Below are 25,416 nucleotides of genomic sequence, written 5' to 3' on the forward strand. Positions count from 1 at the left end.
CGCGAATGCGTGACGTCGTTAGCCTGTGCGCCGTGACGCCGACCGGATCGCCCGCTTTTCCTATCACACCCATGTTGCCGGAGATTCTCGGCAGCCTCGCCGATCATCCGCGTCTGGTGCTCGAAGCGCCGCCCGGTGCAGGCAAGACCACGCAGGTGCCGCTGGCCCTGCTGGATGCGGACTGGCTCGGCACGCGCCGCATCGTGATGCTGGAACCGCGCCGCGTGGCCGCGCGTTCGGCCGCGAGCTTCATGGCGCGGCAGCTCGGCGACGACGTCGGCGGAACCGTCGGTTACCGCATCCGCTTCGAATCGCGCATCAGCGCGCGCACGCGGATCGAGGTCGTCACCGAAGGCATCCTGACGCGGATGCTGCAGGACGATCCGGAACTCTCGGATGTCGGCGCGCTGCTGTTCGACGAATTCCACGAACGTCATCTGGCCGGCGATCTTGGCCTCGCACTTGCGCGCGACGTGCAGGCCGGCCTGCGCGAGGACCTGCGGCTGGTGGTGATGTCGGCGACGCTCGACGGCGCGCGCATCGCGCAGTGGCTGGATGCGCCGCGGCTGTCGAGCGCGGGCCGCAGCTATCCGGTCGAGGTCTCGCATGTGCCGCCCAAGCGCGACGAGACGCTCGAGCACCAGGTCCGCCGCGTCGTGCTTGATGCTTTGGCCACGCAGCCCGGCGATGCGCTGGTGTTCCTGCCGGGCCAACGCGAGATCGCGCGCGCGCGCGCGCAGCTCGACGCCACATTGCCGGGCGAGGTCGAACTGCTGGTGCTGCACGGCGAGCTGCCGGTCGAGGCGCAGACGCACGTGCTGCAGCCCGCGGGCGACGGCCGGCGTCGCGTGGTGCTGGCGACCAACGTCGCCGAAAGCAGTGTGACGTTGCCGGGCGTGCGCATCGTCGTCGACAGCGGCCAGGCGCGCGAACCGCGGTTCGATCCCAACAGCGGCTTCTCGCGTCTGGAGACCGTGGCGATCTCGCAGGCCTCGGCCGACCAGCGCGCCGGTCGCGCGGGCCGTGTCGCACCGGGTGTCGCGCTGCGCCTGTGGCCGGAATCGCAACGCCTGGAACCACAGCGACGCCCGGAGATCGCACAGGTCGACCTGGCGGCACTGGCGCTCGAACTCGCGGCCTGGGGCGACACCGCGCTGGCATTCCCGGATACCCCGCCGGCCGGCGCGATGGGCGCCGCGCAAGATCTGCTGCGGCGCCTCGACGCGCTGGATGCGCGTGGCGCGATCACGCCGACGGGGCGCCGCATGCTCGCGCTGGGCACGCATCCGCGACTCGCGGCGATGCTGCTGGCCGGCAACGACGCCGACGAACGCGCGCTCGCCTGCGATCTGTGCGCGCTGCTGGAAGCACGTGACCCGCTGCGGCCGTTGCCGGGTGCGCCGCGTTCGGATGGCGTGGCTGCGCGTTGGCAGGCGCTGGCGGCGTTCCGCAGCGGACGCGCGCCTGCCGATGCACAACGCGGTGCGCTCGCGGCGATCGATACGGCGGCCCGGCAGTGGCGTCGACGTCTGAAGCTCGATGCATCGCCGCAGACGTCGGCACCCGCGCATCTGCTGGGCGATCTGCTCGCACATGCGTTTCCGGATCGCATCGGCCACCGCCATGCACGCGACGCCTCGCGCTACACGCTCAGCAACGGCCGCATGGCACGCCTGTTCGACGACAGCAGCCTGCGCGGCGAGGCCTGGATCGTCGCCAGCGAACTGCGCTACGAAGCTCGCGACGCCCTGCTGCTGCGCGGCGCGCCGGTCGACGAAGCGCGGCTGCGCGCGCAATGGCCGGACCGGTTCAGCGATGCCGATGAAACGCGCTGGGATGCCGAGCGACGCGCCCTGGTCGGCGAACGCGTGCGCCGCTTCGACGGCATCGTGCTCGACGCGCGCGCCAATGGCCGCGTCGATCCGGCGCAGGCTGCGCAGGCGCTGAGTGATGCGGTCGGTGTGCTGGGCCTCGCCGTGCTGCCGTGGCGCGACGGTCTGCGCCAGTGGCAGGCGCGCGTGCAGGCGGTGCGCGCGTGGATGCCCGAACTCGGGTTGCCCGATGTCTCGGACGACGCCCTGCTGGCGACGCGCGACACCTGGCTGCGGCCCGCGTTCGCGGGGCTCACACGGCTCGATGCGCTGGGCGCGGACACGTTCGCCGATGCGCTGCAGGGCGGACTCGACTGGACGCGCCGCCAGCAGCTCGACCGACTGGCCCCGGTGCGCATCACGGTGCCCTCGGGCATGGCACGTGCGATCGAGTACGCGATCGAAGCCGACGGCACACCCGCGCCGCCGGTGCTCGCGGTCAAGCTGCAGGAACTGTTCGGCCTGACGACGACGCCGACCGTCGCCGACGGCCGCGTGCCGCTGATGATCCATCTGCTGTCGCCGGCCGGGCGCCCGCTGCAGGTCACGCGCGACCTCGCCGGCTTCTGGGAACGCACGTATCCGGAGGTGCGTAAGGAGATGAAGGGGCGGTATCCCAAACATCCCTGGCCCGAGGATCCATGGAATGCGCCCGCCACGCATCGCGCGAAACCGCGGGGCACGTGAGGCGTCGCGATCTGGACCCGTGGCGACGGTGCAGCCTCGCTGCGACGGTGGGTCATGCGTGGCGCGGCCCGAGGATCCATGGAATGCGCCCGCCACGCATCGCGCGAAACCGCGGGGCACGTGAGGCGTCGCGATCTGGACCCGTGGCGACGGTGCAGCCGCGTTGCGACAGTGGGTCATGCGTGGCGCAGCCCGAGGATCCATGGAACGCGCCCGCCACGCATCGCGCGAAGCCACGCGGCACGTAAGTATCCGATGCGCGCCCGCGGTAAGAGCCCGAACGGCAGCTGACGGCCGATTCCGGCAACGGCAGCGATCACGCGGGTTCCACAGGCGCTGACTAGACTCGGTCATCCCCTATGCGGACACCCGAGGTCCTTCCCATGAGCAAGTTCGAAGCGCTGTCCGACAAGGCCCTGTCGCTGGTCGGCCAGGCGGGCGACAGCCTGCGCCAGTCGATTCCGAGTTCCGCCGAGAAGTGGCTGCAGACCGGCGCCGCCTTGGGCGCGGCCCGCATGGGAACGCGTGTGGCCGGCGGCTTTCTGCGCCGCAACCCGGCGATCGTCGCCGCGTCGGTCATCGGCGCAGGACTCGTCTGGGTCGCCGCGCGCCAGTACAAGAAGCGCAAGGAAAACGGCGCCGTCGAAGGCAGCTCGCGCCGCATCGAACCGAGCCGCGCACCGGCCCGCAAGCGCACCACGCGCCGCGCGGCTGCGAACTCGAACTCGCAGGACTGAACCACCAGACTCGACCCGTGCGCCGGCCATGCGGCCGGGCGCAGGTAGACCGGAACGCGGGCCTCGGCCCGCGTTTTTTTATGTCTTGCAGATCCGTCACCCCTCTCAGGACGCTTGGAGCGCGACGACGGCCGTCACCGGAGTGCGTCGAGTCGTGTGACGCAGCTCGCGAAAGACCAGTACTGGTCCCCTTTCTGATGCCGCGGACTGCGGCATGGCGACGGCGGGTTTCGCTGCGCGCTACCCACCCTGCGGCAGGACGCTCAGGCGTCCTGCGGGTCGTCGTTCGCGGCGGTCAGTTCGAGGTCCGACGCGACTTCCGGCAGCTCGATGATGAAACGTGCACCGCCGCCTTCGCGGTCCTCGTACCAGAGCTGGCCGCCGAGGTCGACGATGATCTGCTTGGCCAGCGACAGACCCAGGCCGCTGGAGCGGCCGTCGTCCTTGCCGGCGTGCGCCAGGCGCTGGAAGGGGCGGAACAGGGCGTGCTGCAGGTCGCGGGCGATGCCCGGCCCGCGGTCCTCGACCAGCAGCTGCCAGAAGCCGGCACCGCCGCCGCGCAGCGAAATGTCGACGTTGCTGTCGGGCGCGTACTTGATGGCGTTGCTGATCAGGTTCTCGGCGACCTGGCGCAGCACCAGGCCGTCGATCGCGACCATCGGCGTGACGTCGGGCGCGCGCGCCTGCAGGAGCACGCCGCGGTCCTCGAACTGCATGGCGTAACGCGCGACGATCCAGTCCAGCACGTCGCGCAGTCCGGTGGCCTGCGCGGCCTCGGCGGCCTTGCGCGAGGTGTCCTGGGTTTCGAGATAGCGGCGGATGTAGCCGAGCGCGTCTTCGGCGCTCTCGTGGATCATCTTGTGGTAGCGCGGGATGCGCTCGGGCTTGGTCTCGTTCTTGACCAGCATGTCGCTGGCGAACCAGATGCTCGACAGCGGGTTCTTCAGATCATGCGCGACCAGGTTGACCAGCTCCTGGCGCTCGCGCGCGATGCGCTCGAGCCGGTCGCGGGTCTGCTTGAGCCCGACGTGCGCATTGACGCGCGCCAGCAGCTCCTCGGGCATGAAGGGCTTGGTGACGTAGTCGACCGCGCCCGAGTCGAAGGCGCGCAGCAGCAGCTCGCGATCCTGGGCCACGGTCAGGAACACCACCGGCAGGCGCAACAGGTCCGGGTTCTGCTTGATCTCGCCCAGCAGCGCGAAGCCGTCCATGTTCGGCATCAGCATGTCGAGCAGCAGCAGGTCGAACTGGCGCGCCTCGAGCATCGCCAACGCTTCCGCGCCGTCCGGTGCGGTCTGCACTTCGTAGCCGTGGCGGCTCAGCAGCGAACTCACCACGCGCAGGTTCGCAGGCTGATCGTCGACGACGAGGATGCGACCGCTGGCGTTTGCAGAGTTCGGCATTGGGTTCCGGAGTGCCCGACGGGGGGCGGGCGGCATGCGGGCAGGTTCCTGTCCGCCCGGCACGGTACCAGAAAGCACCCGCCCTCCACAGGCGGCGGGCCCCTATGCACCGTCGACGCGGCGCCACGCGCCCGGTGCGAGGCCGTCGATCGACCAGCGCCCGATCCCCACGCGCACCAGCCGCAGCGTCGGCAGGCCGACCGCCGCGGTCATGCGCCGGACCTGGCGGTTGCGGCCTTCGTGGATCACCAGCTCCAGCCACGCGTCCGACACGGTCTTGCGGAAGCGCACCGGCGGATCGCGCGGCCACAGCACGGGTGCGGGCTCGAGCAGCGAGACCCGGGCCGGCCGCGTGGGACCGTCGTTGAGCACCACGCCGTCGCGCAGGGCCTGCAGCTGGTCCGGCGTGGGCGTCCCTTCCACCTGCACGCGGTAGGTCTTGGGCAGCTTGTGGCGCGGGTCGGTGATGCGGTGCGCCAGCGAGCCGTCGTCGGTCAGCAGCAGCAGACCTTCGCTGTCGTGATCGAGGCGGCCGGCCGCGTAGACGTCGGCCGGCAGACCGAAACCGGCGAGCGTCGGTCGCGGCGGCGTGCTGCGATCGGTGAACTGGCAGAGCACGCCATAGGGCTTGTTGAAGGCAACGAGCATGGACTTGGCAGCGGATTCGGAACGTCAGTCCGGCGCGACGCAGGCCCGGACGCGTGCAATCGTCCGGCACCGACGTCTCACCTGTTTACGCCCGCACGCTGCTCACGGCTTCACGAACCGCAGCGTCATCCGGTCGCTCTCGCCGATCGCCGTGTACTTCGCCGCGTCCTGCGGCTCGTGGCGGTTCGACGGCGGCAGCATCCACACGCCGTTGGGATGGTCGCGGGTGTCCTTCGGGTTCGCGTTGACCTCGCTGCTGCCGTCGACCCGGAAGCCGGCCGCCTGCGCGAGCGCGATGACCTGCGCCGTGCCGACGTAGCCGCTGCGGTCGTCGGCGGGCACGTCGGCCTTCGCGCGATGTTCGACCACGCCCAGCACGCCGCCGGGCCGCAGCACGTCGTAGAACGCCTTGAACATGCCCTCGGCCTGGCCGCTGCCGCGCCAGTTGTGCACATTGCGGAAGGTCAGCACGACATCGGCCGAGTTCGACGGTCCCAGCCGCGGCGCGGCGGGATCGTAGGCCACCATGCGCGCGCGGTCGAACTGCGCCGGCGCGGCGTCGAAGCGGGCCTGCAGGCCGCTGCGCTGCCCACTCTGGTAATCGCGGCCGCGCCCTTCGGCGACGACGGCCGGATCGACGACGGCGGCGATGTAGCGGCCGTTGTCGCGCAGGTAGGGCGCGAGGATCTCGGCATACCAGGCGCCACTGCCGGGGGTGATCTCGATGACGGTGTGCTCGGGGCGCACGCCGAAGAACGACAGCGTTTCACGCGGATGACGATGGATGTCGCGCGCGCGGTTCTCCGCGCTGCGCCAGTCGCCGGCCAGCGCGGCGTCGAGGCGCGTGACGTTGTTGGCATCCAGATCGGCGGCCGAATCGGCCGGGGTGTGCGGCCCGCTGGCGCAGCCGGCGAGGACGAGCAAGGCGACGGCACAGAGCGACAAGCTGCGTTGCATGGGCGGAACTCCGGGATGCGGACGTGGCGCAAGGGTGCCACAAGCCGCGCGCCGAACGCGGTCGCTGCACGCCGGCCTTTTGGTGCGCCCCCGCCGGAACAGTGCTTTGCGCGCCGGCCGGTGTCTGTCGCAGCGGCACCCTGCCTATGCTGGCCGCTCTTCGTACACAGGAGCTGCGCCATGTCGGAACGTGAACTCGGACGCTCGGGCCTCAGGGTCTCGCCACTGGCGTTCGGCGGCAACGTCTTCGGCTGGAGCGCGGACGCGGCGACCTCGCATGCGCTGCTCGACGAATGCGTGGCACTGGGCCTGAACCTCGTCGATACCGCCGATGTCTATTCGGCCTGGGTCGACGGCAACCAGGGCGGTGAATCCGAAGCGCTGATCGGCTCATGGCTCCAGCGGTCCGGCAAGCGCAACCGCGTGGTGATCGCGACCAAGGTCGGCAAGTGGCCGCAGCGCAGAGGGCTGTCGCCGGCGAACATCCAGGCGGCGTGCGAGGACTCGCTGCGACGCCTGCGAACCGACGTCATTGATCTCTACCAGGCCCACGAGGACGATGCGTCGGTGCCGCTGGAAGACACGCTGGGCGCGTTCTCGCGATTGATCGAACAGGGCAAGGTGCGCGCGATCGGCGCGTCCAACTACACCGCGCCGCGCCTGGCCGAAGCGCTGGACGTGTCGGCACGCCATGGCCTGCCGCGCTACGAGACGTTGCAGCCGGAGTACAACCTGTTCGATCGCGCGGGCTACGAGGCCGCGCTCGAACCGCTGGTGCGCACGCAGGGCATCGGCGTGATCGGCTACTACGCGCTGGCCAGCGGCTTTCTCAGCGGCAAGTACCGCAGCGAGGCCGACGCCGCCAGGAGCCGCGCGCGCGGCGCGCAGGTCGTCGGCAAATATCTCAACCCGCGCGGCAAGCGCATCCTCGCCGCGCTCGACGATGTCGCCTGCCGGCACGCCTCGACGGTCGCGCAGGTCGCGCTGGCCTGGCTGATCGCTCGGCCCGGCGTCACCGCGCCGATCGTCAGCGCGACCAGCGTCGCCCAGCTGCGCGAGCTGGCGGCGTCGCGCACGCTGCTGCTGTCGAAGGCCGACATCGCCGCGCTCGACGGGGCCAGCGCCGGCGGTTGATCTCGACGCGGACGTCGCCCGCATCGCGGCATCCTGACCGCCGTCACCGCACCGGAGTCGACCATGGCGTCCGAACGCAACACCCGCATCGTGCTGGCGTCACGTCCCGAGGGCGCGCCGACGCCGGCCGATTTCCGCATCGAGCACGCGCCGTTGCCGACGCCGCGCAACGGCCAGGTGCTTCTGCGCAACCGCTGGCTTTCGCTGGACCCCTACATGCGCGGGCGCATGAACGCCGGCCGCTCGTATGCCGCGCCGGTCGAACTCGGCGAGGTCATGGACGGCGGCACCGTGTCGGAGGTCGTGCAGTCGCTGCATCCGGCGTGGTCGCCTGGCGATCTGGTGCTGGCACATGCCGGCTGGCAGACCCACGCCGTCGTCGATGGCGAAAGCCTGCGGCGCAAGCTCGACCCGGCCGGGCTACCGGTGCAGACCGCACTCGGCGTACACGGCATGCCCGGGTTCACCGCCTATGCCGGCCTGCGCGAGATCGGCAAGCCGCAGCACGGCGAAACGGTGGTCGTCGCCGCGGCCAGTGGACCGGTCGGCGCCACCGTCGGCCAGATCGCGAAGCTGCAGGGCGCGCGTGTGGTCGGCATCGCCGGTGGCCCGGACAAGGTGTCGCACGTGCGGGACGATCTCGGCTTCGACGTCGCGCTCGATCATCGTGCGGACGATTTCGCCGGACGGCTCGCCGCCGCATGTCCAGACGGCATCGACGTCTATTTCGAGAACGTGGGCGGCGCGGTCTTCGACGCGGTGCTGCCGCTGCTCAACGATTTCGCCCGCATTCCCGTCTGCGGCCTCGTCGCGCACTACAACGACACCGCGCCGCGCAACGGCCCGGACCGCGTGCCGCAACTGATGTCGCTGATCCTGACGCGGCATCTGACCGTACGCGGCTTCATCCAGCGCGACTTCATCGCGCTGTATCCGGAATTCGTCCGCGAGATGGGGCAATGGCTGCGCGAGGGCCGCATCCGCTATCGCGAAGACGTGGTCGAAGGCCTGGTGCACGCCCCCGAGGCCTTCATCGGCATGCTAACGGGCGGCAACTTCGGCAAACTGCTGGTGAAGATCGGCGACTGATCATGCGAGCGCGGCGGTAATGCCTGCTCAACGGCGAAAGCGGACGTAGGCGCGTTTCGCGAGGTACAGCAGGTGCCCGCTCACCCCGGCGTCCTGCGCCTTGCGCAACGCGGTGTTCTCCGCGTACAGCATGCGAATGTGGGCATCGCGCTGCGCGATCAGCTGCTGCAGTTCACCGGCATCGTCTGCATCCAGAGTGCGCCCTTCGACGAAGTGCGACGGCAGTTGCCGGTTGACGTAGTAGGTCGTGTGGCGATCCGCGACCTCGTCCGCCGGCCGGTCTTCCGTATAGAAGTACAGCGCAATCGAACGCCGCGTCAGGCCCGGCCGGTCGGACGGGATCCGGATCCGGTCGAAGGCGTGCCAGGACCGCTCGGAGGTCTCGAAGATCGCGCAGCGGTTGAACGCCGGCGCGATGGTGACGTCGGGCTTCGGCGACGCGTGCGGGTCCCGGAACAGTTCGAAATTGCCGCCCCATTCCGCGTCCCAGACCGGATTGAGATACACGATCACATTCAGACGCCGGTGCCAGCGCTCGCTGGGGTGGAAGTTGAAGTCCACATGCGGGTCCAGGCTCATGCCGTCCCGGTTCTCGTGCGTGCCGCCACCGAGGTACCAGGGGTCGTAAATCAGACCGTCGATCCCGGTCATCCGCGACAGGGCGCGCAGGAACTCGGGACTCTGGATGGCATCGTCGAGACGCCGGTAGGCATCGCCCAGCCGCCGTACCTTGTCGGACGTGGACTTGCCGCCCGGCTGCCCGTCGTCACCGACGAAGTTGCCCTGCTCGAAGGCCGGAAACTCCGACAGCAGCTGCTGCGCGAAATCCGCATCGAGGAAATCGTCGACGACGAGATGCGGGAATGGCTCCGCCGCTGCGAACGACGCGCCGAGGCGATCGGCGGTGTCGAGAACACGATGATCGAGAATCGAAGTGCCTGCGCTTCCGTGCATGGGCGGGTACAGATTGCGAACGACCCGCGAGTCTAGCAGTCGACGATCAGATTCGATTTCTCCATCTGCGGTGTGGTCACGAACCGTCAGCCCACGGCGCCGGCGGCAAGTTCCATGTACAGCACCCACCCCGTCAGCGACACGCCGCCGAGCATCCAGGCTGCGTTGTAGATCGTGAAACGCCGGTTCGAACGCGCGTCCCGATCACTGCAGGCGTCGTTGGCTGCACGCTGCAGGATGCACGTGGCGGCGGTGACCGGCAGCACGAGCAGCAGGCTGGACCATTCGGCGGCCCACCACCAGCCGTCGGGAACGCGGTATGAGATCCACGGCCACGCGATCGCGCTGCCGATGTCGAGCGCGGTCAGCACCAGGTACACCGTGGCCGCAGCGAATGTGCCCCTGTGCCGCGCGAGCGCGCGTGCCTCCAGGGTCTGGCGGATGCGGCGCTCGAGCGCGTGCACGTAGAACAGCGCGAAGATCGCGCGGGCGACCGGCCATACGGTTTCGCTGCGTCCCACGCGCCAGCGTCGCCAGTGCATGTAGAACCAGAACAGCTGGTAGACGCCCAGCGTGCAGATCGACAGCGCCATGACCTTGGTCGGCGAGACCACGAAGAACGGCGCGGCGCGCACATCGTCGGGCGGACGGTCCACGACGGCCGCGGCGGGTGGCGTGTACGGATCACGGGTCATGGACTTGACGCCACCGGATACAGCCCGTCGCGCCATGCGGCGCCGTGGTAGCCCTTGATGCCGACCTCGCGCGCGAGCGTGCTGCCGATCGGGCCACTGGCGCGCAGGCGCTCGATGACGTGCCCGAAGTCGTGGCGCGGCGTCCAGTCGAGGAGGCGGCGCGCGCGGGTGTTGTCGTAGACGCGGTCGATCGTGCGCGGCAGCGTCCAGCCCGCTTTCGCGTACGCGGCTTCGCTGCCGGGCACGCGTCGCGCGATCACGGCGGCCGCATCGCGGCGCAGCGCAGCGAGGTCCTCGCGCCGGAACGGCGTGGTGGCGCTGACGATGCAGCAATCGAATCCGATCGCCGGCGCACGGTCCAGTGCCCGCAGGTGCGCGTCGACGATGTCGTCCAGATCGGCGCGCCGGTGCAGCAGTTCGTTGGTTTTGAGATTGGCGTCGGCGATGCCGGCGCGACGTGCCGGATCGTCGTCGGCCTCGGGGAAGAAGCGCGCGGTGCGCAGCACGAGCACCGGCAGGCCGTGGTTGCGATGCGCCAGCCGGCACAGGTCTTCGGCCGCGGCCTTGGTCGCGCCGTAGATGTTCTTCGCCCGCGGCACGACGTCCTCGTCGATCCACACCGCCGGCGCATCGTCTGCCGGCACCAGTGCATCGCCGAACACGCTGGTGGTGCTGGTGAACACGAAGGCCGCGACCGCGTGCGCGCGTGCGGATTCCAGCAGCTGCAGCGTGCCGCCGACATTGGTGTCGAGGAAGGCCTGGGCCGGATGCGTGGCGACATGCGGCTTGTGCAGGGTCGCGGTGTGCAGCACGCCGGTGATGCCGGCCATGCAGCGGTCCACGAAGCCGCGGTCGACGATCGACCCCACCGCGTCGGTCCAGGGCGATGCGACGATGTCGATGCCGCGCGCCGGGATGCCGCGTGCGCGCAGCGTGCGCATCAGGCCTTCGCCGAGATGGCCGGCGCTGCCGGTGACCAGCACTGTCATGGCGGACCCGCCGTGAAAGGGTGCGCCATGCTACCGGAGCCGACTCAATCGACGATGTCGTCCAGCGACTGCTTCAGCACGGCAAAGTCGCCCCAGGGATGCGCCTTGAGGCGCTTCAACCGGGCCGGCGCGTTGCGCAACGTCCAGGCATCGCCCGACTTCACCTTGCCCAGGTCCTCCCAGCGCAGCGGCATCGACACCGGGGCGCCGGCGCGTGCGCGCAGCGAGAACGACGCGACGCTGGTCGCGCCACGACCATTGCGCAGGTAGTCGACGAAGATCTTGCCCTTGCGGAACTTCTTGGTCGCCGTGGCCACGTACTTCAGCGGATCGAGCTCGACCATGCCCTGCGCGAACGCGTGGGCGAACGGCTTGACCACGTCCCAGTCGCAGCCGGGATTCAGCGGCACGACCACGTGCAGGCCCTTGCCGCCGGTCGTGCGGACGAAGGATTCCAGGCCCACCTGTCGCAGCAGTTCGCGCACGTGGCGCGCGGCCGCCACGATCTCGGGCCAGCGCACGCCATCCCCGGGGTCCAGATCGAACACGATGCGGTCGGCGATGTCGGGCGCATCGGCGTGCGCGCCCCACGGGTGAAACTCCAGCGCGTTGAACTGCACGAGTTCCAGCGCCGCGGCGGCGTCGTTGGCGATGAGGTAGTCGCCGCTGCCCGATTCCTCCTTCAGGCGCACGGTCTCGACGAGCTCCATGCCCGCGGTGTGGTGCTTCTGGAAGAAACAGGCGCCCTCGATGCCGCCCGGGCAGCGGATCACCGACAGCGGCCGGCCGGCGATCTCGGGCAGCAGCCACGGCATGGCAGCGGCGTAGTAGTCGGCGACATCGCGCTTGGTCAGCGTGTCGCCGGGGAACAGCACCTTGTCCGGGCTCGACAGCGTCGGCGGCGTGCGCGCTTCTGCGTCCGCTTTCGCCTTGGCAGTGCGTGTCTTCGCAGCGGGTTTGGCGGCCTTGCGCGTGGCCGCCTTGGCCCGCTTCGATACCGAGTGTGCGGCGTCGCTGTTCTGGCGCATGCGGTCGTCTCCATCGCGGTCACTGTCGTGCAGATCGTCGACCGACTTGTCGGGACGCACGGCCTTGAGCGAGGGCTGTCGCAACAGGCCGTGGCCGCCAGTGCCGCGCGAGAAGACTTCGACCACGAAGCGGGGCTCGAACCATTTCGCGTGGCGCAGGTCGGTGTCGTTGGGCGGCACGTGGACGGTGGGCGCAGCACGGCCCGCGCGGCCGATGTGCGCGGTGAGTTCGTCGAGCAGGGCGTCGCTGAAGCCCGAGCCCACGCGCCCGGCGTAGCGCCAGCCGTGCTCGGCATCGGGGCGCGCCAACAGCAGCGAGCCGAATCCACTGCGGCTGCCCTTGGGCGGCGTATAGCCGACGACGGCGTACTCGTCGCTGGCCAGTTCCTTGGTCTTGCGCCAGTCGTCGCCACGCCCCGGGCGGTACGGCCGGTCGCCACGTTTGGAGATGATGCCCTCGAAGCCCGATTCCGACGCCAGTTCGACCGCCGTCGCCGCCGCACCCTCGATGTGCGCGCTGTAGGCCAGATGCGCCGGCGGCGACTCGCCGAGAATCCGCTGCAGCAGCGCCTTGCGTGCGAGCAGCGGCGCACCGGACACGTCGACGCCGTCGACGTGCAACAGGTCGAACAGCACCAGCACCAGCGCGCCCTGGCGCTCGCCCGACAGCGTGCCCTGCAACAGGTTGAAATCCTCGCGGCTGCCACGGCCCGCGATCAGTTCGCCGTCGAGCGCACCGGACTTCAGGCCCAGGCGCGCAACGGCAGCGGTGATCTCGGGCACCTTGTCGGTCCACTCCAGCGCGTTGCGCGACCACAGCCGCACCTTGCCGCGCGCGATCGTCGCCAGCAGCCGGTAGCCGTCCCATTTCAGTTCGTGCAGCCAGCTCTCGCCCTGCGGGGCGGCACTGCCGAGCTTGGCGAGCTGGGGTTCGAAGGGTCCGTCCGGCGCGGCGGCGCGGCGCGCGCCTTCCAGTGCACGGGCGGCCCTGGCCCAGTCGGCCGTCCGTTCGACGGGCGCATCGACGGCGGTTTCCTTGCGCTTGCGCGCCTTGCCGGTGCCGGCGCGCTTCGCATCGGCCGCCGGCGGTGCGGGTATGTCGGCGAGGAGATCGTCGGCTTCCAGCGTGCCGGCGAACTCGTCGCGGTCCTTGAACAGCAGCCACTGCGGCTGGCGCGCCGGCTTGCCCGAGCGCACGAGGTGCCAGCGCCCCTTGAGCTTGCGACCGAACAGTTCGAAGCGCAGATGCCCCTTGGCCAGGCCTTCCTCGGGATCGCCATCGGCTGCCCACACGCCGGTATCGAAGCGGGCGACGTGGCCGCCGCCGTACTCGCCCTTCGGAATCTCGCCCTCGAAGCCGGCGTAGTCGACCGGGTGGTCTTCCACCTCGACCGCCATGCGCTTCACGTCCGGGTCGTAGCTGGGTCCCTTGGGCACCGCCCAGCTCTTGAGCGCATCGCCGACCTGCAACCGGAAGTCGTAGTGCCGCCGGCTGGCGTGGTGCAGCTGCACGACGAAGATCGCGCGCCGTCCGCGCGGCAGCGGCTTGCCGGGCTCGGGTTCGCGCGTGCTGTCGAAACGGCGCTTGCGGCGGTACTCGGTGAGGCTCACGACCTAGGACGCCTTGCGGACGGCCTTCTTCGCCGCCTTGGTGGTGCGCTTCTTGGTCGCTGCCTTCTTCGCGGTCTTCTTCGTCGCCGACTTCGCGGCCTTCTTCGCCGGTGTCTTGCTGGCCTTTGCCGGCGTGCGCTTGTTCTCGCCGAGGCTCTTCTGCAGCAGTGCGACGAAGTCGACCACGTTGGTCGCGGCATCCTCGCGGTGCGGCGCCTCCTCGGCGACCTTGGCGGTCGCGCCCTTGGCCTTGATGCGCTTCTTGATGATGTCCGACAGCCGCTCGCGGAACTCGTCGTGATAGCTGTCGGGCGCCCAGTCGGCGGACATCGAATCGATCAGCTGCGCGGCCATGTCGAACTCCTTGTCGGCGATGCGATAGCTCGACGTGGCGCCGCCGGGCAGCTTGTAGTCGTTGGGATCAACCAGTTCCTGGGGATAGCGCAGCAGCATCAGGATCAGCGCGTCGTCCTCGGGCATCACCGCACACAGATACTCGCGGGTGCGGATCACCACCCGCGCCACGCCGATCTTGCCGGTCTTCTTCAGCGTTTCGCGCAGCAGTACGTAGCCCTTTTCGGCCTTCTTGCCGGGCACCAGCACGTAGGGCTTCTCGAAGAACCGGGTGCCGATGCTGCCGGCGTCGACGAAGGCCTCCACGTCGACCGACTCGTGCGATTCGGGTGCGGCCGAGGCGATGTCTTCCTTCTCGATGACGACGTAGCTGCCCTTGTCGTACTCGAAGGCCTTGACGATGTCCTTCCACGGCACTTCCTCGCCGGTGTCGGCGTTCACGCGTTCGAAGCGGATCGGCTTCTTGTCGCGCGAATCGAGCATCCGGAAGCTCAGGTCGGTCTTGCGCTCGCCCGACATCAGCGACACCGGGATGTTGAGCAGCCCGAACGACAGCGAACCGGACCAGATGGGACGCGCCATGTCAGCCTCCGTGACGATGCCCCGGCAATGGCCGACGGGCGGACTGTCGAGGCTTGCACCGGGTTCGTGCAACGCGCGTCAAACGCGGCGCCGCACGTGCGCCGGGCCCCGCCACGGGGAGGCGCCGTACACGGCGCGACGGGTCCACCCCGTTTCCGACGGACACGTCGCCCGCGAGCGGCGACAATGCGCGCCGATGAATGCACACCGGCCGTCCGGGCCGCTCCGGGGGCTGGACCCGTACGCCGGCGTGCGGCCTATAATCGCCCGCTGAAATCGTTTACATGGACTCCCTGATGCGCTTGGACGACCGGCTCGAAGACCTGCTCGCACGGATGAACCTGGAGGAGAAGATCGGCCAGCTCGGCATCTTCGCCGACATGCTGCGGCCGTTCGCCGCGGACGTGAACCCGGAGATCCACGAGCTCAACGCCGGCGAGCTGCGCGAGCGCATCCGCGCCGGCCTGGTCGGCGCCGTGTTCAACGGGGTCGGTGCGGTGCAGGGACGCGAATCGCAGCGCATTGCGGTCGAGGAAACCCGACTCGGCATCCCGCTGCTGATGGGCGCCGACGTGATCCACGGCATGCGCACGGTGTTCCCGATCCCGCTGGGCGAAGCCGCGAGCTTCGAGCCCGAACTGGCCGAGCGCACGGCGCGCGCCGCGGCGGTCGAAGCCACCGCCTGCGGCCTGCACTGGACCTTCGCGCCGACCCTCGACATCGCCCGCGACCAGCGCTGGGGCCGCGTGGCCGAAGCGGCCGGCGAGGACGTGGTGCTGGGCAATGCGTTCTCGGCCGCGCGCGTGCGCGGCTTCCAGGGCGGCGACCTGACCGCCGACGATTCGATGCTGGCGACCCCGAAGCACTTCGTCGGCTACGGCGCGGTCATGGGCGGGCTGGACTACAACAGCGTCGAGATCGCCGAAGGCACGCTGCGCGACGTGCATCTGCCGCCGTTCAAGGCCGCGCTCGATGCCGGCGCGCTGACGGTGATGAGCGCCTTCAACGACATCAACGGCGTACCCGCCTCCGCGCACGATGGCCTGCTGACCGATCTGCTGCGCGGCGAATGGGGCTTCAAGGGCTTCGTGGTCTCGGATTACACGGCCGACTTCGAGCTCGTCGCGCACGGCTTCGCCGGCGACGACCGCGAGGCGACGAAGCTCTCGTTCACCGCCGGCGTCGACATGAGCATGCAGAGCGGTCTCTACGCCACGCACCTGCCGGATCTCGTCGCCAGCGGCGAGGTGCCGATGGAGGTCATCGACCAGGGCGTGCGCCGCGTGTTCGCGGTCAAGCAGGCGATCGGGCTGTTCGACAATCCATATCGCTCGCTCGATCCCGAAGCCGAGGCCGCGCTCGATCCGCAGGCGCTGCACGGCGAGCTTGCGCGCGATGCAGCGCGCCGCTCGATCGTGCTGCTGAAGAACGACGGCGATCTGCTGCCGCTGCGCAAATCCGGCCAGAAGATCGCGCTGATCGGCCCGTATGCGCGCGACCGCGACAACATCGAAGGCTGCTGGACGCTGTTCGGCGACAAGCGCCTGCACGTCAATGTCGAGGACGGCCTGCGCGCCGCGCTCGAGGATGGCGATGCGCTGACCGTCGTCGACGGCAGCGGCATGGAAGACGCGCTCGACGGCGGCATCGAGGCGGCGGTCGAGGCGGCGCGCAATGCCGATGTCGTGCTGCTGGCGATCGGCGAGCCGCAGGGGTTCAGTGGCGAGGCGCAGTCGCGCACGCAGATCGTGGTACCCGCCGCGCAGCAGGCGCTGGCCGACGCGGTCGCCGCGACCGGCACGCCGGTCGTCGTGCTGCTGCGTCACGGCCGCGCACTCGCGCTGCAGGGCGCGGTGCGTGACGCGCAGGCGATCCTCGCGACCTGGTTCCTCGGCACCGCCACCGGCCCGGCGATCGCCGACGTGCTGTTCGGCGACTACAACCCGTCGGCGCGCCTGCCGGTGAGTTTCCCGCGCGATTCGGGCCAGCAGCCGCTGTACTACAACCGCCAGCGCACCGGCCGCCCCGAGCTGCCGGATATGCGCGAGTTCAAGAGCCGCTGGCGCGAGATGCCGCACAGCGCTCTGTATCCGTTCGGGCACGGTCTGTCGTACACGCGCTTCGTCTATGGCGACGTCGCGCTTTCGAGCGACACGCTGGACTGGGACGGCACGCTGACCGTCAGCGCGACGCTGCGCAACGACGGCACCCGCGCCGGCGAGGAAGTCGTGCAGCTCTACATCCACGACCGCGTCGCCAGCCGCGTGCGGCCCATCCGCGAGCTCAAGGATTTCCGCAAGGTCGCGCTCGCACCGGGCGAACACACCACGGTCTCGTTCACCCTGCACCGCGACCAGTTGGCCTTCACCACGCGCAGCGGCGCGTTTGCCGCAGAGCCGGGCCTGTTCGACGTGTGGATCACCCGCGATTCGGAATCCGGTACCGCCGCGCAGTTCACGCTCGCCAAGGGCTGATCCGCATTTGAGCGGGCGCGCACCGCTGCTGTTGCTGCCGGGCCTGCTGTGCACGGCGCGCCTGTGGCAGGCGCAGATCGACGCACTCGGCGACATCGCGCAGCCACAGGTCGCCGATCTCGCGCAGGACGACACCATCGGCGCGATGGCCGAACGTGCATTGGCCGCCGCACCCGCGCATTTTGCGCTCGCCGCGCTGTCGATGGGCGGCTACGTCGCCTTCGAGATCCTGCGCCGCGCGCCCGAGCGGGTGACGCGCCTGGCGCTGATCGCGACCAGCGCGCGACCGGACTCGCCCGAACGCGCGCAACAGCGAAGCCGCGGCATCGCGGCGATCGGCCGCGGTCGTTTCGTCGGCGTCACCGCGCAACTGCTGCCGAGCCTGGTCCATGCCGATCACGTCGACGGTCCGATCGGCGCCATCGTGCAATCGATGGCGCGCGAGGTCGGCGCCGAGGGTTATCTGCGCCAGCAGGCGGCGATTCTCGGACGACCGGATTCCGGACCGGTGCTCGCCCGCATCAAGGTGCCGACACTGATCGTCGTCGGCGAAGACGATCGCCTCACCCCGCCTGCCGAAGCCGAGGCGATGCACGCCGGCATCGCCGGCTCGGTGCTGCACCGGCTCGATACCTGCGGCCATCTGCCACCGCTCGAACAGCCTGCGCGCACGTCCGCGCTGATGCGCGACTGGTTGCGCGCCGGCTGAAGGTTCAGCGCGCGGGTTCGGCCTGCACCGGAATCGTCCAGCCCTGTACCAGCGCGTAGAGGATGCGATGGTCCTCGGCGTCGAGCGGTCCATCGGGCAAGGCGCGGAAACGCAGGCGGAACGCGCGCGCGGTGGCGTCGAGATCGTCGACCGGATAGCCGACCGTGCGCAACGCCTGCACCACGTCGAAACCCGGTGGCGCCGGCGGCGTGTCGTCGCGCGGCCACACGCCATAGCCGTGTTCGGCCAGTCGCTTCCACGGGAAGTGCACGCCGGGATCGACCTTGCGGCGCGGTGCGAGATCGGAATGGGCGATGAAGTTTTCCGCCGGAATCCGCCAGCGTGTCTTCAGATCGCCCAGCAGCACCAGCAGGCTTTCGACCAGCGGCTCGGCGAACGGCACGCGGCCGTTGTTGTCGAGCTCGATGCCGATCGAGGCGGAGTTCACGTCGCTCACCGCGCCCCAGCTTCCGGCGCCGGCGTGCCAGGCGCGGTCGAGATCCGAGACGAGTTGATAGCGCGTGCCGTCCTGGCCGATCAGGTAATGCGAACTCACGCGGCCGCCGCTGTTGGCGGTGCGCAAGGTATCGAGACTGCGCTGCACCGAGTCCTGCTCGGTGTAGTGCAGCACCACGAGGACCGGGCGACGCGCGTCGTGATTGCTCGACGGCACCCAGGTGGCGAGCGGATTGCGGGGCGCCTGCTGATGGGCGCAGGCCGACAGCAGCAGGGCGGCGAAGGCGAGCGTCAGGAATCTGGGCATGTCCGCATTGCACCCTGCGATGGACACCAGCGCAAGCCGTGTGGTTGCCGGAGTCGCGATGCGTGATGCAGGGCGCGCCTGGATTGCGTCAGCGGTCCATCACGATCCGCACATCGATCCGGCCCGGCAGATGATCCAGGCGGGCCTCGTACCAGCAGCCGTCGATCACCAGCCGCTCGCATTTCCAGGAGAGGAACTCGAGCAGCCACGCGCCGTGCGTGGTGCCGCTGCGCGCGAGGAAGGTCTCGAGTGGGAAGACCGCCTCGACACGACGGTCGCCCCGGCGGGTCCAGTCGGTCCAGGCGAGCAGCCAGTCGTAGTCGGCGGTGGGCTGTGCAGGCATCGCGGAGACGGTTTCGTTCATGGCGGTGCCGGGCAGTCGGGACCCCCGCTTGCGCACGGCGCCGGATGCCGCTCGATGCGGACCCGTTGCACGCCGTCGCGCGTCTCGATGCGTTCGACGGCGTGCCACTCACCGGTCCGGATCAGGCGCGCGCTGGCCCACGACAGAAAGGCGAAAGCCCAGTCGTGCTCGCGTCCGCCACTACGCCGCACCAGTTCGGTCTGCTCGAGCTCCAGGCGTTCGCCGCCATCCGCCGCGGATTCCCAGCCCGGCAGATCGGTCAGCCAGTCGAAGCGGAGGTCGGTCGTACGCACGTGCTGGGTGCCGGTCGTCCATCCGCGCCGGTCGATCCGGCGCGGATGGCACGGCCGCCTTACTGGCGCGCGACCAGCGTCAGGCCGGCGTAGGTGCCGGTCAGACGCACGTAGTACTTGCCGGCGACCGGTGCGGTGATGCGCACGGTCTCGGTGTTGCTCTTGGCACGCGTGGAGAACGCATCGCGATCGGTCGCGGTCGGAATGCGGCCGCGCGCGACGTGCATCGAGACATCGCCCGAACCGCCGAAGGTCATGAAGGTCAGCACCGCGCCGGCCTGGGCTTCGAAGGTGTACAGGCCGTCCTCGGCACCGCTGGCCAGACCGCGCAGTTCGACCTTGTTGGCCAGCGGCACTTCCAGCGGCGCGCAGTCGGTGGTGCACGGCGGCTGCGTCGCACGGTGCAGCAGCTGGGCGGCATCGAGGATGCCCGTGCCCATCGGCGTGCTGGTCGGAATGGCGACCGGGAACGGACGGGCCGTGCGGCGCAGCAGGTCGCGCATCTCGCTCCAGTTGAGCGGTGTGTCGACCACGCTCTGCACCATGGCAACGGCCGCGGCCACGTGCGGGGATGCCATCGACGTGCCGGTGTAGCCACCGAGCACCCAGCTGGTCGTCGGGCTGGTCGTGCCCGCGTTGATCACCTGGAAGATGTAGCCCTTCGGATCGCCGTCGATCGCGCCGCCGCCGCCCGGTGCCGACAGGTCGACGCGGGTGCCGTAGCTGGAGTAGCTGGCCTTGGCGCCGGTCACGCCGGTCGCGCCGACGGAGATGACGCCGGTGCACGAGCTCATGGTGTAGCTGCCGGCATTGGCATTGGAGTTCCCGGCCGCGACGACGATGATCGCGCCTTGGGCGTTGATCTGGTTGATCGCGTCCTGGTAGATCGCCGGGCAGCTCTGCGGACCGCTGCTACCCAGGCTCATGTTGAGCACTTCGGCCGGGTTGGGGTTGGCGGGCATGCCGTCGACCGGCAGGCCGGCGGCCCACATCATGCCGTCGGCGATGTCGCTGCCGAAGCCGCCGCAGGAGCCGAGCACGCGCACCGGCACGACCTTGGCGTTGTGGGCCAGACCGGCGAGGCCGGCGCCGTTGTTGGTCTGCTGGGCGATCGTGCCGGCGACGTGGCTGCCGTGCCAGGAGCTGGCGCGCGGCGCGTTGCCCGGCGAACCCAGCGCGGCGCAGTAGTTCGCCTCCATCCAGTCGCCGAGGTCCCAGCCACCCGGCGCACGGCCGTCGTTGTCGCGGCGCGAGACGCGCTTGTCGGTGATCATGTCGTAGCCCGGCAGCACGTTGACGCCGAGGTCGGGATGGTTCTGCACGATGCCGGTGTCGATCACCGCCACGACCACGCCTTCGCCGGTCGAGATGTTCCAGGCCTGCTCGGCGCGCACGCCGCCGGTCGGATCGGTGAAGTTCCACTGCAGGCGGCCGTACTCGGGATCGTTCGGCGTGAACGCCGGCGCCATGACCGGGGACTGCGCGACATCGGCGCGCTGGTACAGCCGGTCGACATCGACCGACACGACGCCCGGCTCGGCCGACAGCTCGCGGATGAAGCTCGCGCGCTCCGATTCGGTCATCGCGCGCGAGGCCTGCACGACGTGCCAGCCCGGCGCGGCCATGGAGCGCAGTACGCGCGCGGTGGCGGCCGGACGCGCCGGCGAGGTGGCCGTCGCGGCGACGGCGGTGGACAGGCCGGCGCGACGCACGGTCGACGACAGCGCGTTGGACAACTGGGCGCGGCCCGATGCCGCGGCCGCGGTGGTCTTGACGACGAACCGCTGGCCGGCGGCGGCAACGCCCTGCGATTCGGCCGCAGTGTCGCGGGTCACGGTGCGGTCGAGGCGGGGCGTCGCGGCCTGGGCGGCGCCGGTCAGCAGGATGGCGGCGATCGCCGCGCCGAGGGTGGTCTGCATACGCATGGAACGTGTCTCCGTCGAAGGATGGATGCCCGGATGGGCGATGCGGAAAGCGGACGGCGGCGCGACTGCGCCGCCGGGTGTCACAGATCGATACCGAAGCCGATGCCGGCAGACGACTCGTCGCCGCTGAAGGCACCGCCGAGGCTGAAGGACGCGCGTTCGCCGACCTTCCTGGCGTAACCGATCGAGAGCGCCTGCTCGCCACTCTGGAAGCCGGCGCCGACGGCGACGCGTCCGCGCGGGCTCTGCGTGCCGGCGGCATTGGTGGCCATGTTGAGCATCGCCGCGCTCATCGCGCCTTGCTTGTCCATGCGGCGGTCGACGTCGCTGAAACGCCGCTCGACATCGCCGCGGTAGACCTCGAACTGGTCGCCCCATGCGGCAAGGCGCTGGTCGGTGTAGGCCTTGGACGTGATGACGGCCTGGGTGGCGGTGGTGTCGGCATACGCCTTGGCTTCGGTCACGCCGGCGCGGACCTGGCCCACGTTGGCCGCATCGGTGGCCTGGGTGCCGGCCGCGACGTTGGTGATCTGGCGCTGCGCGCCGGCGCTGCCCACCGAGACGGTGTTGGCGCGATCGGCGACCGAGCCCTGGCCGAGTGCGACCGCGCCCTGCGCGGTGACGCTGGCGCCCTGGCCGAGCGCCGTGCCCGAGGCCGCGGTGACCGACGCGCTTTCGCCGACCGCGACGGCATTGGTCGCATTGGCCGAGATGCTGGCGTTGGCGCCGACCGCGGTGCTGCCATCGGCATTCACGCGGGCGTTGCCGCCGATGGCGGTGTCGTTGGGGCCATGCGCGTAGGCGTTGCCGCCCAGCGCGACGCCGTTGTCGCCGTTCGCGGCGGCGCCCGCGCCCACGGCCACCGCATTGGTGTCGGCACCGACCGAGGCCGGGGCATCGCCGCCGACCGCGACGCGGTCGTTGGTGCCCTGGTTGGAATCGATCACCGTCTCGACCGCACCGACGCGGTTCTTTAGGCTCGACAGCTCGACATCGAGCGCGGCGAAGGTCGCACCGATCGAGGCGTACTGCATGCCCTGCACCGCATAGCTGGGCGCGGCGACCGTGCCGAACGCGGTCACCGTGGCGCCGCCACCGAGCACGTCGGCCATGCTCTGCAGGCCCGCGTGCAGCTGCGCGCCGTTGACGGCGTCCATGCTGTCGGCCGCGACCGTGCCGGCGGCGAGGTTCGACAGCACCGTGCCGTCGGTGCCCGCGAGCGAGATGCGGGCCTTGTCCGCGTCGTCGTAGGCGACCGCGTTCGCGGCGACACCGGCGACATCGGCCAGGCGCGTGTCGAGATCGTCGACGCGGCCTTCGACTGCCGTGACGCGCGTGTCGGTCTCGAACAGCTGGCTGCCGTTGACCGCATCGGTGCTGCCTTCGCCGATCTCGCCGGCAGCGACGTTCGTCACCACGGTGCCGTCGGCACCGGCGAGCGTCAGGCGCGCCTTGTCGGCGTCGTCATAGACGACCGCGTTGGCCGACAGGTCGCCCAGGCCGCTGGACACCGCGTCGAGCTGCGACTTGTTCACCGCATCGGTCGCCTCGGTGCCGGCGGCGACATTGGTGATCTGGCGTTCGCTGCCCGCGCGGCCCACCGACACGGTGTTCTCGCGGTTCGCCCAGGAGTTCGCGCCCAGCGCGACGCTGTTGTTGACGCCGGTCCACAGGCCGTTGGCCTGCTGGCGACCGACGATCGCCGAGGTGCCCAGCGAGATCGAATCGCTGCCGTAGGTGTTGGTGCCCACGCCGATCGCGATGCTGTTGAGATACAGGATCGGCGAAGGCGCGAAGAAGTCGCCGTTCCAGACCATCGAGCGGTTGCCGATCGCGATCGAGTTCTGGCCGGCCGCCGCCGATGCCGCGCCCAGCGCCACCGCGTTGACGTTGCGCGCCGAAGCCGCATAGCCGAGCGCCGTACCCCCTTCGGCCGTCGCGTTGGCGCTGTTGCCCAGCACGACCGTGCGGATGGCCAGCGCCTTGGACGCCGCGCCGATCGCCACGGCCGAATCGAAGTTCGACTCCGCGCGGTCACCGATTGCGACGGCCGCGAACGCGGTGGCCTTGGTGCGGTTGCCGATCGCGATCGAGCGGATGGCCGTCGCTTCGGACAGGGCGCCGACCGCGGTCGCACCGTATTCGCCGGCCTGCGCGCCGCCGCCGACGGCGGTCGACAGACGGCCCTGCGCCTTGGTGTTGCGCAGGGTCTGACCCATGAAGTTCGAGCCGATCTCGTCTTCGCGTACGTCGACGATGCCGCCGATCGCGACGGCGGACTTGCCGCTGGTCTCGCTGTACGCACCCACCGCGGTGTTGAAGTCGCCGCTCGCCAGCGCACCGGCGCCCGTTGCGGTCGCGCCCAGCCCCGTCGCCGAGGTCTGGCGGTAGAGGGTCACGCCGCGCGGCAGCGCGCTGTAGTCGACATCGAGGATGCCGCCGATGGCGGTCGCCGAATTGCCGGTTGCCAGGCTGTCGCGGCCGACGCTGACGGCATTCTTCGCATACGACACCGCGCCGGCGCCGAGCGCGACCGTGCCGGTCCCGATGGCCGCCGATGCTTCGCCGGCGGCAAGCGCGTTGTCACCCTCGGCATACGCGCCCGCATCGCTGTCGGCGCTGCCCGTGGCCTGCAGGTAACGCGACGCCTCCTCGAGCTGGGCCAGGTTCACCGCATCGGTGGCCTGGGTGCCGGCGGCGACGTTGGTGATCTGGCGCTCCTCGCCCGCACGTCCGACCGACACCGTGTTCGCGCGGTCGGCCAGCGCGTTCGCGCCGATCGCCACGCTGCCGTTGATGGGTGCCCACAGGCCGCTGTCTTCTTGGATGCCGACGAAGGCGTTGCGTCCGATCGCGATCGAGTCGGAGCCGTGCACTTCCGCGTCGGTGCCCATCGCGATGCCGTCCGCGTAGAGGATCGGCTCGTCGCCCCAGAAGTAACCGTTCCAGACGGTCGCCTTGCCGATCGCGATGCTGTTGCGGCCCGCGGCCCAGGAGCCGTTGCCGATCGCGGTGCTGTTGAGATTGTTCGCCATCGCGCCCTGGCCGACGGCGGTCGAGTTCTCGCCCCATGCATAGGCGAACGGCCCCAGTGCGCTCGAACGCAGACCGCTTGCGCGCGCGCCGGCACCGAAGGCCGTCGCCCACTCTTCCGTCGCCTCGGCGCGATCGCCCACCGCAGTCGCGTCGTACTGCGTGGCCTGGGTGTTGTAGCCGATCGCGATCGAGCGGATGCCGGTCGCATTGGAGAGCCCACCGATCGCGGTCGCGGCGTACTCGCCCGCCTGCGCGCCGGCTCCGATCGCCGTCGCCAGACGTCCGTTCGCCTGCGTGTTGCGCAGGTCCACGCCGGCGAAGGCCTCGCCCAGCTGGTCCTCGAGCACGTCGGCGATGCCACCGATCGCCACTGCGGACTTGTCGCTGGTCTCGGTCTGCGCGCCGATCGCGGTGTTGAAGTCGCCGTTGGCCTGCGCGCCAGCGCCCACCGCGGTGGCGGCCAGACCGTAGGCGGCGGTCTGCTGGTCGAGCACCACGCCGAAGTCGCCGCGCGCGCTGTAGTCGAGCTGCAGCATGCCGCCGAGCGCAGTCGACGACGCGCCCGTCGCCAGGCTGTCCTTGCCGACCGCGGTCGCGGCGTCGGCGTACGCGGTGGCGCCGCCACCGAGAGCCGTGGCGCCGTTGCCGACCGCCGCCGCGGCTTCGCCGGCTGCCAGCGCATCGTCGCCATCGACGTACGCGCCCGCGTCGCTGTCGGCGCTGCCGCTGGCCTGGAAATAGCGCGCGACGGTCTCGGCATCAACGGCGCTCGGCACGTCGTAGGCCTGCAGGCCCACTGCGGTCGCCTGCGCCATGGCGGTCAGCGGCAGGGCCAGCGCCAGTCCGGCGACGAGCACGCCCGCACGGCGTCCGCTGCGGCTGCGTGCGAGTTCGGAGGCCACGACCATGCGGCCCAGTTCGGCGTTCCAGAGGATGCGGTGGATGCGGTTCATTACGATGTCTCCGGCAGGCGTTTCATGAAGGCGAGCGCGGTCGCGCCACGGGCGCTTCGCCCGCCGCTACCGGCTTCCGTGTCTTGGCCCTGTCATCCCGATCGGGTAGGGCGTCCCCGTCAGCGAACGTACGGGCGGGCGGCGCACCTTGTCACCCGCA

General features: G+C 70.3%; 18 protein-coding genes and 1 pseudogene. 6 read left to right on the forward strand and 13 right to left on the reverse strand.

Annotated elements, in window-relative coordinates:
• Positions 1 to 5 precede the first annotated feature (5 nt).
• Both hrpB and E2F49_RS14995 read left to right on the forward strand, forming a co-directional pair.
• Positions 6 to 2,558: an ATP-dependent helicase HrpB gene (gene hrpB, locus E2F49_RS14990; RefSeq protein WP_133394637.1), complete on the forward strand. Its 2,553-nt coding sequence runs from the start codon at positions 6 to 8 to the stop codon at positions 2,556 to 2,558.
• 383 nt (positions 2,559 to 2,941) lie between these two features.
• Entirely contained in the window at positions 2,942 to 3,295 is a 354-nt protein-coding gene (locus E2F49_RS14995; RefSeq protein WP_055250605.1) for a hypothetical protein, read from the forward strand.
• A 263-nt stretch (positions 3,296 to 3,558) separates the two neighbouring features.
• Here E2F49_RS14995 and E2F49_RS15000 read toward each other — a convergent pair whose 3' ends face one another.
• From E2F49_RS15000 to E2F49_RS15010, 3 genes are all read right to left on the reverse strand, one after another.
• A complete protein-coding gene (locus E2F49_RS15000; protein ID WP_165971255.1) occupies positions 3,559 to 4,698 on the reverse strand; it encodes a hybrid sensor histidine kinase/response regulator in 1,140 nt (379 codons plus the stop codon).
• A 102-nt stretch (positions 4,699 to 4,800) separates the two neighbouring features.
• Positions 4,801 to 5,346, reverse strand: a complete 546-nt coding sequence (locus E2F49_RS15005; RefSeq protein WP_133394639.1) for a pseudouridine synthase — start codon at positions 5,344 to 5,346, stop codon at positions 4,801 to 4,803.
• 102 nt (positions 5,347 to 5,448) lie between these two features.
• Positions 5,449 to 6,303: a class I SAM-dependent methyltransferase gene (locus E2F49_RS15010; protein ID WP_243713622.1), complete on the reverse strand. Its 855-nt coding sequence runs from the start codon at positions 6,301 to 6,303 to the stop codon at positions 5,449 to 5,451.
• 180 nt (positions 6,304 to 6,483) lie between these two features.
• Between E2F49_RS15010 and E2F49_RS15015 the strand changes: the two genes are divergently transcribed.
• Both E2F49_RS15015 and E2F49_RS15020 read left to right on the forward strand, forming a co-directional pair.
• The gene (locus E2F49_RS15015) at positions 6,484 to 7,437 is read left to right on the forward strand and encodes an aldo/keto reductase (protein WP_133394640.1); all 954 of its coding nucleotides are present in this window, start codon (positions 6,484 to 6,486) and stop codon (positions 7,435 to 7,437) included.
• Between the two features lie 63 nt (positions 7,438 to 7,500).
• Positions 7,501 to 8,526 carry an NADP-dependent oxidoreductase gene (locus E2F49_RS15020; protein ID WP_133394641.1) on the forward strand — a complete coding sequence of 342 codons (1,026 nt, stop codon included), beginning with the start codon at positions 7,501 to 7,503 and terminating at the stop codon, positions 8,524 to 8,526.
• Between the two features lie 27 nt (positions 8,527 to 8,553).
• Here E2F49_RS15020 and E2F49_RS15025 read toward each other — a convergent pair whose 3' ends face one another.
• The 5 genes from E2F49_RS15025 to ku all read right to left on the reverse strand — a co-directional run bounded on the left by E2F49_RS15025 (position 8,554) and on the right by ku (position 14,739).
• Entirely contained in the window at positions 8,554 to 9,480 is a 927-nt protein-coding gene (locus tag E2F49_RS15025) for a 2OG-Fe(II) oxygenase (RefSeq protein WP_133394642.1), read from the reverse strand.
• 86 nt (positions 9,481 to 9,566) lie between these two features.
• Positions 9,567 to 10,175 carry a hypothetical protein gene (locus E2F49_RS15030; protein ID WP_133394643.1) on the reverse strand — a complete coding sequence of 203 codons (609 nt, stop codon included), beginning with the start codon at positions 10,173 to 10,175 and terminating at the stop codon, positions 9,567 to 9,569.
• Complete coding sequence (locus E2F49_RS15035) at positions 10,172 to 11,164, reverse strand: NAD-dependent epimerase/dehydratase family protein (RefSeq protein ID WP_133394644.1); 993 nt, start codon at positions 11,162 to 11,164, stop codon at positions 10,172 to 10,174. The genes E2F49_RS15030 and E2F49_RS15035 overlap by 4 nt, the downstream gene beginning before the upstream one ends.
• A gap of 44 nt (positions 11,165 to 11,208) precedes the next feature.
• The gene (ligD, locus tag E2F49_RS15040) at positions 11,209 to 13,803 is read right to left on the reverse strand and encodes a DNA ligase D (protein ID WP_133394645.1); all 2,595 of its coding nucleotides are present in this window, start codon (positions 13,801 to 13,803) and stop codon (positions 11,209 to 11,211) included.
• A 3-nt stretch (positions 13,804 to 13,806) separates the two neighbouring features.
• Positions 13,807 to 14,739 (reverse strand): non-homologous end joining protein Ku, encoded by a 933-nt coding sequence (gene ku / locus E2F49_RS15045; RefSeq protein ID WP_133394646.1) that lies wholly within the window; start codon positions 14,737 to 14,739, stop codon positions 13,807 to 13,809.
• Positions 14,740 to 15,023: 284 nt separating this feature from the next.
• Between ku and E2F49_RS15050 the strand changes: the two genes are divergently transcribed.
• The gene (locus E2F49_RS15050; RefSeq protein WP_133394647.1) at positions 15,024 to 17,213 is read left to right on the forward strand and encodes a glycoside hydrolase family 3 N-terminal domain-containing protein; all 2,190 of its coding nucleotides are present in this window, start codon (positions 15,024 to 15,026) and stop codon (positions 17,211 to 17,213) included.
• 7 nt (positions 17,214 to 17,220) lie between these two features.
• Complete coding sequence (locus tag E2F49_RS15055) at positions 17,221 to 17,922, forward strand: alpha/beta fold hydrolase (protein ID WP_133394648.1); 702 nt, start codon at positions 17,221 to 17,223, stop codon at positions 17,920 to 17,922.
• A 4-nt stretch (positions 17,923 to 17,926) separates the two neighbouring features.
• Here the strand turns inward: E2F49_RS15055 and E2F49_RS15060 are convergent, their stop codons facing one another.
• The 5 genes and pseudogenes from E2F49_RS15060 to E2F49_RS16675 form a co-directional block, all read right to left on the reverse strand.
• Entirely contained in the window at positions 17,927 to 18,685 is a 759-nt protein-coding gene (locus E2F49_RS15060) for an N-acetylmuramoyl-L-alanine amidase (RefSeq protein ID WP_133394649.1), read from the reverse strand.
• A gap of 88 nt (positions 18,686 to 18,773) precedes the next feature.
• Positions 18,774 to 19,049 carry a hypothetical protein gene (locus E2F49_RS15065; RefSeq protein ID WP_055250628.1) on the reverse strand — a complete coding sequence of 92 codons (276 nt, stop codon included), beginning with the start codon at positions 19,047 to 19,049 and terminating at the stop codon, positions 18,774 to 18,776.
• Entirely contained in the window at positions 19,046 to 19,342 is a 297-nt protein-coding gene (locus tag E2F49_RS15070; RefSeq protein ID WP_133394650.1) for a hypothetical protein, read from the reverse strand. The genes E2F49_RS15065 and E2F49_RS15070 overlap by 4 nt, the downstream gene beginning before the upstream one ends.
• Before the next feature lie 59 nt (positions 19,343 to 19,401).
• Positions 19,402 to 21,267: a S8 family peptidase gene (locus E2F49_RS15075; RefSeq protein WP_133394651.1), complete on the reverse strand. Its 1,866-nt coding sequence runs from the start codon at positions 21,265 to 21,267 to the stop codon at positions 19,402 to 19,404.
• An 80-nt stretch (positions 21,268 to 21,347) separates the two neighbouring features.
• A pseudogene (locus E2F49_RS16675) lies at positions 21,348 to 25,244 on the reverse strand (YadA-like family protein); the annotation flags it as partial.
• Positions 25,245 to 25,416 lie beyond the last annotated feature (172 nt).

The sequence above is a fragment of the Luteimonas terrae genome, assembly GCF_004358165.1.
In the GTDB taxonomy this organism is placed as follows: Bacteria; Pseudomonadota; Gammaproteobacteria; order Xanthomonadales; family Xanthomonadaceae; genus Luteimonas; species Luteimonas terrae.